Source organism: Streptomyces sp. NPDC047525 (genome assembly GCF_040643025.1).
In the GTDB taxonomy this organism is placed as follows: domain Bacteria; phylum Actinomycetota; class Actinomycetes; order Streptomycetales; family Streptomycetaceae; genus Streptomyces; species Streptomyces durmitorensis.
The window spans coordinates 136,978-152,676 of record NZ_JBEYTL010000013.1; the positions used below are offsets into that span (position 1 = coordinate 136,978).

At 71.1% G+C, this 15,699-nt stretch carries 17 protein-coding genes and 1 riboswitch; of the genes, 10 read left to right on the forward strand and 7 right to left on the reverse strand.

Features of this window, described 5'->3' with window-relative positions; genetic code table 11:
• Nucleotides 1-13: 13 nt before the first annotated feature.
• Nucleotides 14-1,216, reverse strand: a complete 1,203-nt coding sequence (gene rocD, locus ABZ833_RS32055) for an ornithine--oxo-acid transaminase (RefSeq protein WP_361053862.1) — start codon at nt 1,214-1,216, stop codon at nt 14-16.
• 111 nt (nt 1,217-1,327) lie between these two features.
• A riboswitch (ZMP/ZTP riboswitch) is annotated at nt 1,328-1,418 on the forward strand.
• 40 nt (nt 1,419-1,458) lie between these two features.
• Between rocD and glyA the strand changes: the two genes are divergently transcribed.
• Nucleotides 1,459-2,781, forward strand: coding sequence for a serine hydroxymethyltransferase (gene glyA, locus ABZ833_RS32060; RefSeq protein ID WP_361053865.1), 1,323 nt, complete (start codon nt 1,459-1,461; stop codon nt 2,779-2,781).
• Between the two features lie 60 nt (nt 2,782-2,841).
• Here the strand turns inward: glyA and ABZ833_RS32065 are convergent, their stop codons facing one another.
• The 3 genes from ABZ833_RS32065 to ABZ833_RS32075 form a co-directional block, all read right to left on the reverse strand.
• Nucleotides 2,842-3,612, reverse strand: coding sequence for a hypothetical protein (locus ABZ833_RS32065; protein WP_361053867.1), 771 nt, complete (start codon nt 3,610-3,612; stop codon nt 2,842-2,844).
• A 72-nt stretch (nt 3,613-3,684) separates the two neighbouring features.
• Nucleotides 3,685-4,539: a hypothetical protein gene (locus ABZ833_RS32070; protein WP_361053870.1), complete on the reverse strand. Its 855-nt coding sequence runs from the start codon at nt 4,537-4,539 to the stop codon at nt 3,685-3,687.
• The gene (locus ABZ833_RS32075) at nt 4,532-5,122 is read right to left on the reverse strand and encodes an RNA polymerase sigma factor (protein ID WP_361054128.1); all 591 of its coding nucleotides are present in this window, start codon (nt 5,120-5,122) and stop codon (nt 4,532-4,534) included. Before ABZ833_RS32075 ends, ABZ833_RS32070 begins: the two co-directional genes overlap by 8 nt.
• A 226-nt stretch (nt 5,123-5,348) precedes the next feature.
• Between ABZ833_RS32075 and trpS the strand changes: the two genes are divergently transcribed.
• A complete protein-coding gene (gene trpS, locus ABZ833_RS32080) occupies nt 5,349-6,362 on the forward strand; it encodes a tryptophan--tRNA ligase (RefSeq protein ID WP_361053873.1) in 1,014 nt (337 codons plus the stop codon).
• 73 nt (nt 6,363-6,435) lie between these two features.
• A complete protein-coding gene (locus tag ABZ833_RS32085) occupies nt 6,436-7,023 on the forward strand; it encodes a 2'-5' RNA ligase family protein (protein WP_361053876.1) in 588 nt (195 codons plus the stop codon).
• Between the two features lie 22 nt (nt 7,024-7,045).
• Here the strand turns inward: ABZ833_RS32085 and ABZ833_RS32090 are convergent, their stop codons facing one another.
• Together ABZ833_RS32090 and ABZ833_RS32095 are read right to left on the reverse strand one after the other, a co-directional pair.
• Nucleotides 7,046-7,801 (reverse strand): decaprenylphospho-beta-D-erythro-pentofuranosid-2-ulose 2-reductase, encoded by a 756-nt coding sequence (locus tag ABZ833_RS32090; RefSeq protein ID WP_249588219.1) that lies wholly within the window; start codon nt 7,799-7,801, stop codon nt 7,046-7,048.
• Between the two features lie 20 nt (nt 7,802-7,821).
• Nucleotides 7,822-9,213: an FAD-binding oxidoreductase gene (locus ABZ833_RS32095; RefSeq protein ID WP_361053880.1), complete on the reverse strand. Its 1,392-nt coding sequence runs from the start codon at nt 9,211-9,213 to the stop codon at nt 7,822-7,824.
• A 165-nt stretch (nt 9,214-9,378) separates the two neighbouring features.
• Between ABZ833_RS32095 and ABZ833_RS32100 the strand changes: the two genes are divergently transcribed.
• The 4 genes from ABZ833_RS32100 to ABZ833_RS32115 are packed head-to-tail and all read left to right on the forward strand — an operon-like array spanning nt 9,379 to nt 12,257.
• Entirely contained in the window at nt 9,379-9,900 is a 522-nt protein-coding gene (locus ABZ833_RS32100; RefSeq protein ID WP_361053883.1) for a phosphatase PAP2 family protein, read from the forward strand.
• The gene (locus ABZ833_RS32105; protein ID WP_361053886.1) at nt 9,893-10,846 is read left to right on the forward strand and encodes a decaprenyl-phosphate phosphoribosyltransferase; all 954 of its coding nucleotides are present in this window, start codon (nt 9,893-9,895) and stop codon (nt 10,844-10,846) included. The genes ABZ833_RS32100 and ABZ833_RS32105 overlap by 8 nt, the downstream gene beginning before the upstream one ends.
• 26 nt (nt 10,847-10,872) lie before the next feature.
• Nucleotides 10,873-11,298, forward strand: a complete 426-nt coding sequence (locus tag ABZ833_RS32110) for a GtrA family protein (RefSeq protein ID WP_361054131.1) — start codon at nt 10,873-10,875, stop codon at nt 11,296-11,298.
• A complete protein-coding gene (locus ABZ833_RS32115; protein WP_361053889.1) occupies nt 11,286-12,257 on the forward strand; it encodes a YihY/virulence factor BrkB family protein in 972 nt (323 codons plus the stop codon). The genes ABZ833_RS32110 and ABZ833_RS32115 overlap by 13 nt, the downstream gene beginning before the upstream one ends.
• Here the strand turns inward: ABZ833_RS32115 and ABZ833_RS32120 are convergent.
• Entirely contained in the window at nt 12,205-13,416 is a 1,212-nt protein-coding gene (locus ABZ833_RS32120) for a D-alanyl-D-alanine carboxypeptidase (RefSeq protein ID WP_361053892.1), read from the reverse strand. The two genes, ABZ833_RS32115 and ABZ833_RS32120, sit on opposite strands and share 53 nt — an antisense overlap.
• A 163-nt stretch (nt 13,417-13,579) precedes the next feature.
• On the opposite strand from ABZ833_RS32120, the gene ABZ833_RS32125 reads away from it, so the two are divergent.
• From ABZ833_RS32125 to ABZ833_RS32135, 3 genes are all read left to right on the forward strand, one after another.
• Entirely contained in the window at nt 13,580-13,822 is a 243-nt protein-coding gene (locus ABZ833_RS32125) for an SCO4848 family membrane protein (RefSeq protein WP_249588213.1), read from the forward strand.
• 30 nt (nt 13,823-13,852) lie between these two features.
• Nucleotides 13,853-15,088, forward strand: coding sequence for a metallophosphoesterase (locus tag ABZ833_RS32130; RefSeq protein WP_361053896.1), 1,236 nt, complete (start codon nt 13,853-13,855; stop codon nt 15,086-15,088).
• A gap of 147 nt (nt 15,089-15,235) precedes the next feature.
• Nucleotides 15,236-15,637 carry an ATP-binding protein gene (locus ABZ833_RS32135; protein ID WP_361053899.1) on the forward strand — a complete coding sequence of 134 codons (402 nt, stop codon included), beginning with the start codon at nt 15,236-15,238 and terminating at the stop codon, nt 15,635-15,637.
• Nucleotides 15,638-15,699: the final 62 nt, after the last annotated feature.

Sequence of the window (15,699 nt, forward strand, 5' to 3'; positions counted from 1 at the left end):
CCGACAAGCGGTACTAGGCCAGCACAGCCCGCAGTTGATCAAGCCCCCAGTCCAGGTCCTCCTTGCTGATCACCAGCGGCGGCGCGATCCGGATCGTCGACCCGTGGGTGTCCTTGACCAGCACACCCCGGTCCATCAGCTTCTCGGAGATCTCGCGGCCCGTGCCGTGCGACGGCTCGATGTCGACGCCCGCCCACAGCCCGCGGCCCCGCACCTGCGTCACCGCGCCCGTGCCCGCGAGCAGCCCCAGCTCAGCGTGCAGATGCTCGCCCAGCTCGGTGGCCCGCTGCTGGAACTCGCCCGAGCTCAGCATGGCGACGACCTCAAGCGCCACCGCGCACGCCAGCGGATTGCCGCCGAACGTCGACCCGTGCTCCCCGGGCTTGAACACCCCAAGGACATCCGCGTCCGCGACCACCGCGGACACCGGCACGACGCCCCCGCCGAGCGCCTTGCCCAGGATGTACACGTCCGGCACCACGCCCTCGTGCTCGCACGCGAACGTCCTGCCCGTCCTGCCGAGCCCCGACTGGATCTCGTCCGCCATGAAGAGGACGTTCCGCTCCTTGGTCAACTCCCTTACGCCCTGGAGATATCCGGCCGGCGGCACCAGAACCCCGGCCTCGCCCTGGATCGGCTCGAGGAGCACGGCCACGGTGTTCTCCGTGACCGCGGCCCGCAGCGCGGTCAGATCGCCGTACGGCACGATCTCGAAACCCGGCGTGTACGGGCCGTAGTCCGCACGCGCCTCGGGGTCCGTCGAGAAGCTGATGATGGTCGTGGTCCGCCCGTGGAAGTTGTCGCGCGCGACGACGATCTTCGCCCGCCCGTCGGGCACGCCCTTGACCTGATACCCCCACTTCCTGGCCGTCTTCACGGCCGTCTCCACCGCCTCCGCGCCGGTGTTCATCGGCAGCACCATCTCCTTGCCGCACAGCTCCGCGAGCCGCGTACAGAAGTCGGCGAACCGGTCGTGGTGGAACGCCCGCGAGGTGAGAGTCACCCGCTCCAGCTGCGCCTTGGCCGCGTCGATCAGGCGGCGGTTGCCGTGCCCGAAATTCAGCGCCGAGTACCCGGCGAGCATGTCGAGGTAGCGGCGCCCCTCGATGTCCGTCATCCAGGCACCCTCGGCCGACGCGACCACGATGGGCAGCGGGTGGTAGTTGTGCGCGCTGTGCGCTTCGGCCGACGTGATGAACTCTTCGGTAGTCGACACGGGGTCTCCGTTCGTCCTGCGGCATGGGGCGGGTGTGGCGCCCAAGTTCTATCGTCGCTCGGATCCCGGACGAGGAAACCTGCCGACCCGGCGTGCCCGATAGGCTGGTCTCTACAGCACGGCGACTGGCGCACGGGGAACGGACCCCGAGGAAGCCGTGCGAGGCAGAACCTTCGAGGTGCCGACCGCCTGGGCACCCCGGGACCACGACCGGACACGCACCGCTCGCCCCGGAGGACGCCATGACTCACTCCCCTTCGCCCAGTTCCTCGCATTCCGCGGTCTCCGCGGATGCCCCGAACACCCTCAGCCACCCCGCGCTCGCCGCACAGGACCCCGAGCTGTCCGCGCTCGTCGGCGCCGAGGAGCAGCTCCAGGCCGACACCCTGCGCCTGATCCCCAGCGAGAACTACGTCTCCACCGCCGTCCTCGAAGCCTCCGGCACGGTCCTGCAGAACAAGTACAGCGAGGGCTACCCGGGCCGCCGCTACTACGAGGGCCAGCAGAACATCGACCCCGTCGAACGCCTCGCCGTCGCCCGCGCCAAGTCCGTCTTCGGCGTCGAGCACGCCAACGTCCAGCCCTACTCCGGCTCCCCGGCCAACCTCGCCGTCTACCTCGCCTTCGCCGAACCCGGTGACACCGTGATGGGCATGGCCCTCCCGATGGGCGGCCACCTCACCCACGGCTGGGGTGTATCCGCCACGGGCAAGTGGTTCCGCGGAGTCCAGTACGGCGTCCGCCACGACACCGGCCGCATCGACTTCGACGAGGTGCGCGACCTCGCTCTCAAGGAACGCCCCAAGCTGATCTTCTGTGGTGGCACCGCCCTCCCTCGCACCATCGACTTCGCCGCCTTCGCCGAGATCGCCCACGAGGCGGGGGCCGTCCTCGTCGCCGACATCGCGCACATCGCCGGCCTGATCGCGGGCGGCGCGCACCCCTCACCGGTGCCGCACGCCGACGTGATCTCCACGACCACCCACAAGACCCTGCGCGGCCCGCGCGGCGCGATGCTGATGTCCCGCGAGGAGCACGCCAAGGCCATCGACAAGGCGGTCTTCCCCGGCCTGCAGGGCGGCCCGCACAACCAGACCACCGCCGCCATCGCCGTTGCCCTGCACGAGGCGTCGCAGCCCTCCTTCCGCGACTACGCCCACGCGGTCGTCGCCAACGCCCAGGCCCTCGCCGAAGCACTGCTCGCCCGAGGCTTCGACCTGGTCTCCGGCGGCACCGACAACCACCTGATCCTGATGGACCTCACCCCCAAGGACGTCCCGGGCAAGGTCGCCGCCAAGGCCCTCGACCGGGCCGGGATCGTCGTCAACTACAACACCGTGCCGTACGACCCGAGGAAGCCCTTCGACCCCTCCGGCGTCCGCATCGGCACCCCCTCGCTCACCTCCCGAGGCCTGGGAACGCAGCACATGCCGACCGTCGCCGACTGGATCGACCGAGGCGTCGCCGCGGCCCGTGCCGGTGACGAGGACGCCCTGACGAAGATCCGGTCCGAGGTCGCCGACCTGATGGCCGCCCATCCGGCCCCGGGCCTGCCGGCCCACTGACCGCCGGGCCGAACAGCCGCTCCGGCCGGCCAACTCACCGGCCGGGGGCGGCCGCAGCCCTCACACGTCCCTCAACTCCTGCCGCGGGCCGTCCTCATGAGGCCGCCGCCCACGCAGCGAGGCGAGGAAGGACCGCCGCCCGGTGAGCGGCCCCCGCAGCAGCAGCGCTCCCGCGGCCCCCGCCGCGACGCCCCCAGCCGCCCACCACCAGTCCGTGCCACCGTCTCCCGACGCGGCGTCGGCCCGTGCGGTGGCCGCCCGCTCCGGCCCGGCGGCTTCCGGGGCGGTCGCCGGCGGTGGGTCCGCATCCGCCCTCGGCGGTATCGCCTGGTTGCCCCCGTCCGCCGACGCGCCCATGACCCCGAGCTTCTTGAACAGTGCCGTCAACCGAGCCGGATCCTTCGCCTTGTGCCAGGTGCCGGTCATGGACTCGACGTCCGTCGTCGTGTGGATCCACACGGCCTTGGCGCCCTTGCCGTCCTTGGAGCCGCCCGCCACCGGATAGGCCCGGTCCACCCGCCACGGCTGCACGTCGTGGACCATCCACGTCACGTTGATCTGACGGCTGCCGTCGCCCATGTCGAGGCCCGGCGGCTGCTCGCGCCTGCCCTTGCCGATGTCGCCGATGTCGCCGATGGTGCCGAGACAGCGCTCCAGCTCGCCGTACTCCTTGTTGCTCACATAGAGCGCCGTGCTCTGTCCGCTCTCGGGCGAGACCACGAGGACGCTCGTCGGTCCGCCCGCCACCGCCTGCGGCGCTCCCATCACCACCAGCGCGGCCGCGAGCCCCGCCACCGACCCGCACATTCCCCTTGCCGTCCGCATCCGCATGTCCGATCCCCCAGCCGCTCTCCGGCACGACCCGTCCGCACCGCGTCACTTCTGGTACACCGCCCGAGCCGTTCAGGTTCCCGATTCGCCCGACCGCGCCGGAACGGATTTCCCGATCTCCAGCGCCCGCTCCTTCGACGCCACGCCTTCGAGCCGCAGGGTGAGCTCCGGCCCGTGCGTCCACAGGAGCGTCGGCCCCGCCGTGCGCTCGGAGCGCGTCCACCGGTCGCCGTCGCCCTCCACCATCCAGAACGTGAGCCGATGCGGGTGCGGGAACCACAGCCCCGTCTCCCGGCCGACCTGGACCCAGTCGGGACGCTCCGTCACCGTCTTGCTGAAGCCGAGGTCGAGGCGTGCCCCGAACTCGTCGAGCCGTATCGTCCGGCCGTCGTCGCGCCAGCACAGGGTGACCAGGGCGCGCGCGCCCGGCTCCCGGGCCACCGCCACGGCGTCCGGCGTGCCGAGCGCCTGGGGCACCGCGGGCACGAACCCGGCCCGCCGTTCGGCCTCGGACAGACTCACCCCGCCGTCGCACCCCGGCACGCCGGCCTTGGCCGGCGGGGTCGCCGACGGGTCGTACCGAACCTCGACCCCGCCGAAGTCGAACCACTCGAAGACGGCGGCCCGCACCGGCGGTGTGAGCACCGCCGCTGTCAGGAGTCCGCACAGCGCGGCCGTCAGGACACGCCACCGCGCCCGCAGCCATGACCGCAGCCGGGAGAGGCGACTGGGCGGCTCGGCCACCGGGACCGGCACCGACTCCGCGATGATCTGCGCCAGGACCCGCTCGGCCATCGACGCGCCGGAGGCCCCCGGCGGGTCCAGGGACCGGCCGAGCGCCCGCAGCTCCTCGGGAAGCCGACGGGCGCCGCTGCTTCCGGCCTGCCCTGTGCCGCCCTCGTCCTGACCGTCGCCCCGCTCACTCATGCCCGTCACCTCCTCGCGGCCCTTCCCGTCCTTCCGGCCCTTGTGGCCCGTCCGGACCCTGCGGCAGCAGCCGCCCCAGCTTCCGCAGCGCGCGGTTCAGCCGGGACTTCACCGTGCCCCGCGGCCAGCCCAGGGCCTGGGCCGTCTCCGTCTCGTCCATCTCCAGGAGATAGCGGTACGTGACGACCAGGCGGTGCTCCTCGCTCAGCCGGTCGAGCGCGGCGAGCAGGGCCGTCCGGCGCTCGCCCTCCAGCGCCGCCACGGCCGGGTCGGCCGATTCCGGTATCAGCGGCTCCGCCTCCGCGAGCGCTGCCTCGCGTCCGACGAGCGACCGCTGCCGCACCGCCGAACGCACTGTGTTCCTCGTCTCATTGGCGACGATCGACAGCAGCCACGGCTTGAACGCCGAGCCGTCCCTGAACCGCCCCAAGGAGCAGTACGCCTTGAAGAAGGCCTGCTGCACCACGTCTTCCGCGTCCGATCCCGCCCCGAGTGCCGCGGCCGCCCTGAGTGCGATCCCGGTGAAAGCGCGCACCAATTCCGCGTACGCCTCCGCCTCCCCGGCGCGCACACGCGCGATCACCGCACCCTCGTCGACGACGCGGACCCCCTCCAGGACCTCCCCCTGTGCCCTCACACTCTTGATACACCGGCCGGACGAGATCGGTTCCGCCTTCGTGTGACCCGATCGAGGCAGCGCTCCGAGCGGCGCTCGCAGTGACAGATCCAAGCCACGCATCACAAGATCGCGGCACACCCGTCACACGTCTGTTTCCGAGCAATGAGAGACACCTGAGAGAATGAGCCTCATGGCCTCTGATCGTCCTCGCGTGCTCTCCGGAATCCAGCCCACCGCGGGCTCGTTCCACCTCGGCAACTACCTCGGCGCGGTCCGCCAGTGGGTGGCGCTGCAGGAGTCCCACGACGCCTTCTACATGGTGGTGGACCTGCACGCGATCACGATCCCGCAGGACCCGGCCGAGCTGCGTGCCAACACCCGACTCGCCGCCGCCCAGCTCCTCGCCGCGGGACTCGACCCCGAGCGCTGCACGCTCTTCGTCCAGAGCCACGTCCCCGAGCACGCCCAGCTCGGCTGGGTCATGAACTGCCTCACAGGCTTCGGCGAGGCGTCGCGCATGACGCAGTTCAAGGACAAGGCGGCCAAGCAGGGCGCGGACCGCGCCTCCGTCGGCCTCTTCACGTACCCCGTCCTGCAGGTCGCGGACATCCTGCTCTACCAGGCCAACCAGGTCCCGGTCGGCGAGGACCAGCGCCAGCACATCGAGCTGACCCGCGACCTCGCGGAGCGCTTCAACGGCCGCTTCGGCGAGACGTTCACCGTCCCGGCGGCGTACATCCTCAAGGAGACGGCGAAGATCTTCGATCTTCAGGACCCGTCGATCAAGATGAGCAAGTCGGCGTCCACGCCGAAGGGCCTGATCAACCTCCTCGACGAGCCCAAGGCCACCGCCAAGAAGGTCAAGAGCGCGGTCACCGACACCGACACGGTCGTGCGCTACGACACCGCGGACAAGCCCGGTGTCAGCAACCTCCTCAGCATCTACTCGACGCTCACCGGCACGGGTATCCCGGAACTGGAGCAGAAGTACTCCGGCAAGGGCTACGGTGCGCTGAAGACTGACCTCGCCGAGGTCATGGTCGACTTCGTGACTCCCTTCCGGGACCGCACCCAGGCCTACCTGGACGACCCGGAGACGCTCGACTCGATCCTGGCCAAGGGCGCGGAGAAGGCGCGCGCCGTCGCCGCGGAGACCCTCGCCCAGGCGTACGACAAGGTGGGCCTGCTGCCCGCCAAGCACTGAGCCACACAGCCCCCTGCGCCAAGCCAGATACAACAGCGCCCTCTGCCCGCCATCCGACCGACAGGAGTACGACGTGGGGACCGTAACGATCGGTGTGTCGATCGCGGTCCCGGAGCCTCACGGCAGCCTGCTCCAGGAGCGGCGCGCGGGCTTCGGGGACCCCGCGGCGCACGGCATCCCCACCCACGTCACGCTGCTGCCGCCGACCGAGGTGGACTCCACGGCGCTGCCCGCGGTCGAGGCGCACCTGGGGGCCGTCGCGGCCGCCGGGCGCCCCTTCCCGATGCGGCTCTACGGAACGGGTACGTTCCGTCCGCTGTCGCCCGTGGTCTTCGTCCAGGTGATGGCGGGCGGCGCGGCCTGCGGCTGGCTGCAGGAGCGGGTGCGGGACGCGTCCGGGCCCATGGCGCGCGAGCTGCAGTTCCCGTACCACCCGCACGTCACGGTGGCGCACGGCATCTCCGAAGAGGCCATGGACCGGGCCTACGCGGAGCTGTCGGAGTACGAGGCCGAGTGGCCCTGCACCGGCTTCGCGCTCTATGAGCAGGGTGCCGACGGAGTGTGGCGCAAGCTGCGCGAGTTCGGCTTCGGCGGTGGCGGCCCGGTCGTGCCTCCGCAGGCGGCGGCCCCGGCCGCGCACGGCACGCTGCCGGCCCGCTGACCGCAGGCCCCGAAGGGCTGCCTCACACCGGGAGCCGCCGGAACACCGTCCGCGGCACGTGACGCAGTGCCGACATGACCACCCGCAGCGCGCCGGGCACCCACACCGTCTCCGAGCGGCGCCGAAGGCCCGTCTCGATGGCCAGCGCGACCGCCTCCGGAGTGGTCGCCATCGGGGCCTCCTCCAGGCCCGCCGTCATCTTGGAGCGCACGAAGCCGGGGCGTACGACCATCACGTGCACCCCCGTGCCGTGCAGCGCGTCGCCCAGGCCCTGGGCGAAGGCGTCGAGGCCCGCCTTGCTGGACCCGTAGATGAAGTTCGAGCGGCGGGCGCGCTCGCCCGCGACCGACGAGAGCACCACCAGGGAGCCGTGTCCCTGGGCCTGCAGCGAGCGGGCGCACACCAGGCCCGCGGAGACCGCGCCGGTGTAGTTCGTCTGTGCGACCCGCACCGCCGACAGCGGCTCGTCCTCGTCGCGTGCCTGGTCGCCGAGGATGCCGAAGGCCAGCAGGACCATGTCGATGTCGCCCTCGGCGAAGATCTTGCCGAGCGTGGCCTCGTGCGACTCGGAGTCGAGCGCGTCGAAGGCGACGGTGCGGACGTCCGCACCCATGTCGCGCAGGCCCGCGGCGGCCTTCTCCAGGCCCGGGGACGGCCGCCCTGCGAGCCACACCGTGCGGGTGCGCCGCGCGACCAGACGGCGGGCCGTGGCGAGGCCGATCTCGGAGGTGCCGCCGAGTACGAGCAGGGACTGGGGGGTGCCGAAGGCGTCCTTCATGGGACCAACTCCTGGAGGTGTTAGAGGGCGAGGCGGCGCGAGAGGTCCGAGCGGAACAGGCCGCGCGGGTCGAGGTCCGCCCGCAGCGCGCGGAAATCGTCGAGCCGCGGATACATCGCGGCGAGCATCTCGGGCCGCAGGCGGGAGTCCTTGGCCAGGTAGACGCGGCCGTCGGACGCGGCGACCTCCTCGTCGAGCTCGTCGAGGAAGGCGCCGAGGCCCGGCAGGTTCGCCGGAATGTCCAGGGCGAGGGTCCAGCCGGGCATCGGGAAGGAGAGCCAGCCCGGATCGCCCTCTCCGAAGCGCTTCAGTACGGCGAGGAAGGACGGGCAGCCGCGCTCCGAGATGCGCCGCACGATGCGCCGCAGGGACTCTTCCTGGCCGTACCCGACGACGAATTGGTACTGCACGAAACCGCCGCGGCCGTACACGCGGTTCCAGTGCGGGACGCCGTCCAGGGGGTGGAAGAACGTCGACATCTTCTGGAGCTCGCCCACCCGCAGGCGCGGCGCCTTGCGGTACCAGAGCTCATTGAAGAGGCCCACGGACTTCGGGCCGAGGAGCCCTTCGGGCAGGAAGCGCGGGGCGGGCGGCAGCTGGCCGGGGCGGAACGTCAACGGGGCTCTACGCGCGCGTGCCGGAAGGGCGTCCAGGGGAGCGTGGTCGCCGCGCGTGAGCACCGAGCGCCCCATCGACGCACCGCGCGCCAGGAGGTCGATCCAGGCGACCGAGTAGCGGTAGCGGTGGTCCGTGGCCGTGAGACGCGCCATCAGGTCGTCCAGGTCGGTGGCGCGCTCGGTGTCCACCGTCATCAACGACGTCTCGACCGGCTGCAGTTGCAGCGTCGCGGCGAGGATCACGCCGGTCAGGCCCATGCCGCCGGCCGTCGCGTCGAACAGGGGAGTGCCGCGCTCGACCGCGCGCACCTCGCCGTCGGCGGTGAGCAGTTCCACCGCCATCACATGGCGCGCGAACGACCCGGACCCGTGGTGGTTCTTGCCGTGGATGTCCGCGCCGATCGCGCCGCCGACAGTCACATAGCGGGTCCCCGGCGTGACCGGCACGAACCAGCCGAGCGGGAGCAGGACTTCCATCAAGCGGTGCAGGGAGACCCCGGCGTCGCACAGGACGGTGCCCGCGTCCGCGTCGATGGCGTGCACGCGGTCCATGCCGGTCATGTCGAGGACCGCGCCGCCCGCGTTCTGCGCCGCGTCCCCGTAGGCCCGTCCAAGGCCCCTGGCGATGCCGCCACGCTCCCCGCAGGCCTGGAGGGCGGCCACGGCCTCCTCGGGCGAACGGGGGCGGATCAGGCGGGCGGTGGAGGGTGCGGTGCGCCCCCAGCCCGACACGGACACGGACTCGGGCGTCGTCGCGGTCGCGGAGTCGGCGGGCGGAGCGGAGTCGGCAGGCATAGGCGTGACCGTATCGTCCGAGCAAGGGCAGTTTGTTCCTATTCGTCCTAGCCCTCACCGAAATGGGTGATTGATGGAGTGTCGTCCTATATTGCCGTAAATATTGAGAGGTTGCCTAGAAGAGTCGGGAGGTCAGGTCCTGAAGTCCCCGGAGAAGGAGGCCACATGCACGACATGGACCACCGGCTGCTTTCGGCCCTGCGCGACTGCGGCTCCGACGCGCGCGTGGCCGCCGCCGCACGGGCCCTGTCCCAGGCGGGCGAGCACGGCGCCCTCTGGCTCGTCGCGGGACTCGCGGGCGCCGCGGTCGACCGCGAGCGGCGCGGCGCGTGGCTGCGCGGCACGGCGCTGACCGCCGCGGCCCACCTGGCCAGCATGGGCGTCAAACGGGTCGTACGGCGCCCACGGCCCGGCGGCGACACGGGTGTGGAGCCCCTCGTCAGGACCGCGGGACGGCACTCCTTCCCCAGTTCGCACGCCACTTCGGCCGCCGCGGCCACCGTCGCGTACGGCGCGCTGAGCCCCGTCGGAGCGCGCGTCGTCCCGCCGCTCGCCGCCGCCATGTGTGTCTCGCGGATGGTCGTCGGCGTCCACTACCCGAGTGACGTGGCGGCCGGCGCGGCCCTCGGCGCCCTCACCGCGCGCGTGGGCTCCGCCTGGATGAACGGGGGCCGCAGGCATGGCTGACCGCACCGCCCTGCTCGAACGCCCCCAGCCGCCCGGACCGTCGGGCCCGAGCGCCCTCGCGCTGCCGCTCGGCCTCCTGAAGACCGCGCGCCCCCGCCAGTGGGTGAAGAACGTCCTGGTCGTCGCGGCCCCCGCCGCCGCGGGCGAGCTCTTCTCGCGGCACTCGCTGATCCAACTCGCCTTGGTGTTCGCCCTGTTCACGGCCGCCGCGTCCGCCGTCTACCTCATCAACGACGCGCGCGACGCCGATGCCGACCGCGCCCACCCCACCAAGTGCCGCAGACCGGTCGCCGCGGGCCAGGTGCCGGTGGCCGTCGCGTACGTGGTCGGCGGGCTGCTCGCCGTGCTCGCGCCCGTCGCCGCCGCCGCGCTCTGCACGCCCCTGACGGCAGCGCTGCTCGCCGCCTACGTAGTGATGCAACTGGCCTACTGCGTGAGCCTCAAGCACGTACTCGTCGTCGATCTGGCCGTCGTCACCACGGGTTTCCTGATGCGGGCGATGATCGGGGGAGTGGCCCTCGGCATTCCGCTCTCGCGCTGGTTCCTGATCACCACAGGCTTCGGCGCGCTCTTCATGGTCTCCGCCAAGCGCTACTCCGAAGCCGTCCAGATGTCCGGGAGCTCCGAGAAACTGGGCGCCACGCGCGCGTTGCTCACCGAATACACCACCGGCTACCTCCGTTTCGTCTGGCAGCTCGCCGCCGGGGTCGCCGTCCTCGCGTACTGCCTGTGGGCCATGGAGAGCGGCGGCACCGCCAACGGCAGCCTGCTGCCCTGGCGGCAGCTGTCGATGGCCGCCTTCGTCCTCGCGGTCCTGCGGTACGCCGTCTTCGCCGACCGCGGCACCGCGGGCGAGCCCGAGGACGTCGTCCTGCGCGACCGGGCGCTCGCCGTCATCGGCCTGGTGTGGATCGCGATGTACGGCCTCGCGGTGGCCGACTTGTGAGCCCCTTCAGGGAGCGGCTGCGGGCCATGGGCCCCGAACTGCTCGGTTTCGCCGCCGCCGGGATCTGTGCGTACGCCGTCGACCTCGGCCTCTTCATCTGGCTGCGCGGCCCCGTCGGTCTCGACCCGCTGACCGCCAAGGCACTGTCCTTCGTGGCCGGTTGCACGGTCGCGTACGCGGGCAACGCGCTCGGCACCTACCGGCGAAACGCGGCCGCCGAGGTCTCGCGCCTTCGTCAGTACGGGATCTTCTTCGCCGTCAACATCGCGGGAGCCCTGGTGCAGTTGCTCTGCATCGCGGTGTCCCACTACGGCCTCGGTCTCACCTCACAGCGCGCGGACACCGTCTCCGGTGCGGGAGTCGGTATGGCACTCGCCACTGTTCTGCGTTTCTGGGGTACTCGGACCTTGGTCTTCCGTACAGCGGGCAGGGAGGCATCATGGACTGGCTGAAAAAGCTCCCCGGCATCGGGCCCCTGGTGGAGCGTCTGATGCGCACGCACGCGTGGAGCGCGTACGAGCGGCTCGACAGTGTGAGCTGGAGCCGCCTCGCGGCGGCGATGACCTTCATCAGCTTCCTGGCGCTCTTCCCACTGATCACCGTCGCCGCCGCGGTCGCCGCCGCGACGCTCTCCAAGAGCCAGCAGGACAAGCTCGAGGACACCATCTCGAAGCAGGTCCCCGGCATCTCCGACCAGCTGAACCTGGACGCCCTGGTCGCCAACGCGGGCACCGTCGGCCTCATCGCGGGCGCCCTGCTGCTCTTCACCGGCATCGGCTGGGTCGGCTCGATGAGGGAGTGCCTGCGGGTCGTCTGGGAGCTGGAGGACACCGACGAGAACCCCGTCATGCGCAAGATCAAGGACGCCGGGGTGCTCGTCGGGCTCGGCGGCGCAGGCCTCGCGTCCGTCGTCGCGTCGACCCTCGCGTCGACCGCCGTCGGCTGGAGCGCCGACCTCCTCGGGGTCTCCAGGGACGGCTGGGGCGGGCTGCTGCTTCAGGCGATCGCGTTCGCCATCGCCGTCCTCGCGGACTTCCTGCTGCTGCTCTACGTCCTGACGCTGCTGCCCGGCGTGCAGCCGCCCCGCCGCCACCTGATCACCGCGGGCCTGATCGGCGCGGCCGGGTTCGAGCTCCTCAAGCTGCTGCTCGGCGGCTACATGAAGGGCGTCGCGGCGAAGAGCATGTACGGCGCCTTCGGAGTGCCCGTCGCGCTGCTCCTGTGGATCAACTTCACCGCGAAGCTGCTGCTGTTCTGCGCCGCCTGGACGGCGACGCGGAAGCGGACACGTACGGAACAGGAACAAGAAGAGCAACAAGAAGAGCGGCAGAAACAGCAGCAGGCGGAGCCCGACGACGTCAGCGGCGGGTCTTCCGCCGCACCAGGTCCGGCAGCGGCATCCGGCGGCTGATCACGAACCACCCGGCGGCGATGAGCGCCAGGACGCCGCCCGCGACCCCGAGCGCGACACCGACGCCGCTGCCCGAGTCCTTGTCGGAGGCGTGCGCCACGTTCTTGGCCGAGTCGGACTCGCTGCCCTTGCCTGCGCCGGGAGCGCCCTTGCCGCTGCCCGTACCGGCACCCTTCGGAGCGACGAGTTCGCCCACAGGCTCGACCTTGCCCGAGGCCTTGAAGCCCCAGTCGAGGAGCCGCTCGGTCTCCTTGTAGACCGCGTGCTGCTCCCCGGAGTCGGGGTTCATGACGGTGACGAGCAGCACCTTGCCGTTGCGCTCGGCCACACCGGTGAAGGTGTTGCCCGCGTTCGTGGTGCTGCCGTTCTTGACGCCCGCGATGCCCTTGTAGGCGTCGAGACCGACGTCCCCCGTAAGGAGCCGGTTGGTGTTCTGGATCTCGAAGGACTCGCGCTTCTTCTTGCCCTTGTCCTTGCCCTTCTTGACCTTCTTGGTCTCGCCGGGGAACTTGGCGGTGGCCGTCGAGCAGTACTCGCGGAAGTCCTTCTTCTGCAGTCCGGACCGGGCGAACAGCGTCAGGTCGTACGCGGAGGAGACCTGCCCCTTCTCGTCGTAGCCGTCCGGGCTGACCACGTGCGTGTCGAGGGCCTGCAGCTCCTCGGCGTGCGACTGCATGTTCTTGACGGTCTCGGGGACGCCGCCGTTCATCGCCGACAGGACGTGCACCGCGTCGTTGCCCGACCGCAGGAAGACGCCGAGCCACAGGTCGTGGACCGTGTACGTCTCGTTCTCCTTGACGCCGACCATGCTGCTGCCCGCGCCGATGCCGGCCAGGTCGGAGAGCTCGACCTTGTGCTTCTGCGTCTTGGGGAACTTCGGCAGGACCGTGTCCGCGAAGAGCATCTTCAGGGTGCTCGCCGGGGGCAGCCGCCAGTGCGAGTTGTGCGAGGCGAGCACCTCGCCCGTCTCGGCGTCGGAGACCATCCAGGAGCGCGCCGAAAGATCCTTGGGCAGCACGGGCGCGCCCGCCTTCAGGCTCACCTGGGTGCCCGGCTCGCCGAGCTTGGCGCCGCCGACGGTCGACATCTTCGACGGCGGCTTGGGCTTGTTCTCGCCCCCCGGCTTGCCGTCGGCCCATGCGGGAGCCGTGGTCGACATGGTCAGCAATGCGGCGGAAGTGACCAACAAGGCGGTCTTTTTTACGGCAGGCACGGACGAGAACGTACAGGGCGCCGCTGTGGAAGTCGCCGCCGAGGTGGCCTGAGTGTCGGGCTCCCCACCCCGGCGGCGGGACGGAAGGGAGGCTCGCGATACTGAACGCATGAAGCTCAGCCGCCCGGTCTCCTGGTTCCTGCTCGCCTTCGGTGTGTGGAGCTGGTTCATCTGGATCACTTTCGTCAAGAACCTGTGGAAGGACGGCAGTGGGCTCGCCTTCGATGACGCAGGCGACCCGACCGCGTACTTCTGGGTCCACCTGACGCTCGCCGTCGCCTCCTTTGTCTTGGGGACGGTCGTGGGGACCATCGGGTTGCGCGGAGTCCGTGCTCTGCGCCGTACGTCATAGCTGATCGGTCACTCCTGAGGGGCGCGCTCCGTGGTCATCCTGTTCGTGCTGGCCGGTCTCGCCGCGCTCGCGGCCCTCGCCGGGATGCAGTGGTACGCCTGGCGGCGCCTGGTGCGGGACACCACGGCCGGGCCCGGGTTCGCCCGGCGCGCGGGCGCCGTGGTCTTCGTGGCGGGGCCGCTGCTGATGTTCGCGGCGGTCGCGAGTGAGCGGGCCGGGGCGCCGTTCTGGCTCCAGCAGGTGCTGGCCTGGCCCGGCTTCATGTGGATGGCCCTGTCGATCTATCTCGTGCTCGCGCTTCTCGTGGGGGAGCTCGTACGGCCCTTCTTCTTGAGGCGCCGCACGAAACCCACCCCTACGGAGGAGCCCTCTACGGAGGAGCCGCCCAGGGAGGTCCTCGCCACCGAGGCCCCCGCACGAGTGCCGGCGGAACCGGCCACCCCCTCGCGCCGCCTCTTCGTCTCCCGGATCGTCGGCGGGACCGCGGCCGCCGTCGCCGTAGGGACGGTCGGCCAGGGAACGTACGGCGTCCTGCGCGGCCCCCGGGTGAAGCGCGTCACCGTGCCGCTGGCCAAGCTGCCGCGCGGGGCGCACGGGTTCCGGATCGCCGTGGTCAGCGACATCCACCTCGGGCCGATTCTCGGTCGCGGCTTCACCCAGCGCGTGGTCGACACGATCAACGGCACGCAGCCCGACCTCATCGCGGTCGTCGGCGACCTGGTCGACGGCAGCGTCGAGGACCTGGGGCCGGCCGCCGCCCCGCTCGCCCAGCTCCGCGCGCGGCACGGCACGTACTTCGTGACCGGCAACCACGAGTACTTCTCGGGAGCCGAGCAGTGGGTCGATCACGTACGCGAACTCGGCCTGCGCCCCCTGGAGAACGCCCGCACCGAGCTGCCCGGCTTCGACCTCGCGGGCGTGGACGACGTGGCGGGCGAGAGCGAGGGGCACGGTCCTGACTTCGCCAAGGCGCTGGGTGACCGGGACCGCTCGCGGGCGTCCGTGCTCCTGGCCCATCAGCCGGTCGTCATCCACGACGCCGTCAAGCACGGCGTCGACCTCCAGCTCTCCGGCCACACCCACGGCGGACAGCTGTGGCCAGGCAACTTCATCGCCGACCTGGCCAATCCGACGCTCGCGGGACTCGAGCGGTACGGCGACACCCAGCTGTATGTGACACGGGGCGCGGGTGCCTGGGGACCGCCGGTGCGGGTCGGGGCGCCGTCCGACATCACGGTCGTCGAACTGGCCTCCCGCCAGGCGTAATCGCTAGTTGGTTCGATGCGGTACAAACCTGGCTGGATACTGCCGCGCCGCAAGGTGACGGTGTGACACCGGGCGCTACCTCTGCGCAGCATTAAGTGTCGGAAGTGTGTGCGGTTCTTGGTGCTTTGGTGTGCCATAGGGGGAACGTTGTTGCGACGTCATGCTTTCCGGCTGCCACCGCACCCGGCATCCGTCTCGCTCGCCAGACTCCGTGTACATGACCATCTGGCCGCCTGGGGGCACAAGGAGGGGAGCGCGACGCTGCAGGACGCCGTACTGCTCGTGTCGGAGCTGGCGACGAACGCCGTCTGCCACGGGCACTTCCTGGAGCGGGAGTTCGAGTTCGAGGTCGCGGTCACCGTGCTCGCCGACGGCGACTGCTTCATAGAGGTGTCCGACGAGAGTCCGACCAGCCCGGAGCTGCGGGAACTGGGCCCCTGGGAGGAGAACGGCCGCGGCCTGCGGCTGCTGGACGCGCTCTCCGAGGCGTGGGGCGTCTGGCAGCGGGGGCGGTACGGGAAGACGGTGTGGGCGCTGGTTCGGGCCTAGGGCCTTGCGGTCTCGGTCCCCCCCCCGCATCCGACTCCGGACGAACAGACCTCTCCCGCGCA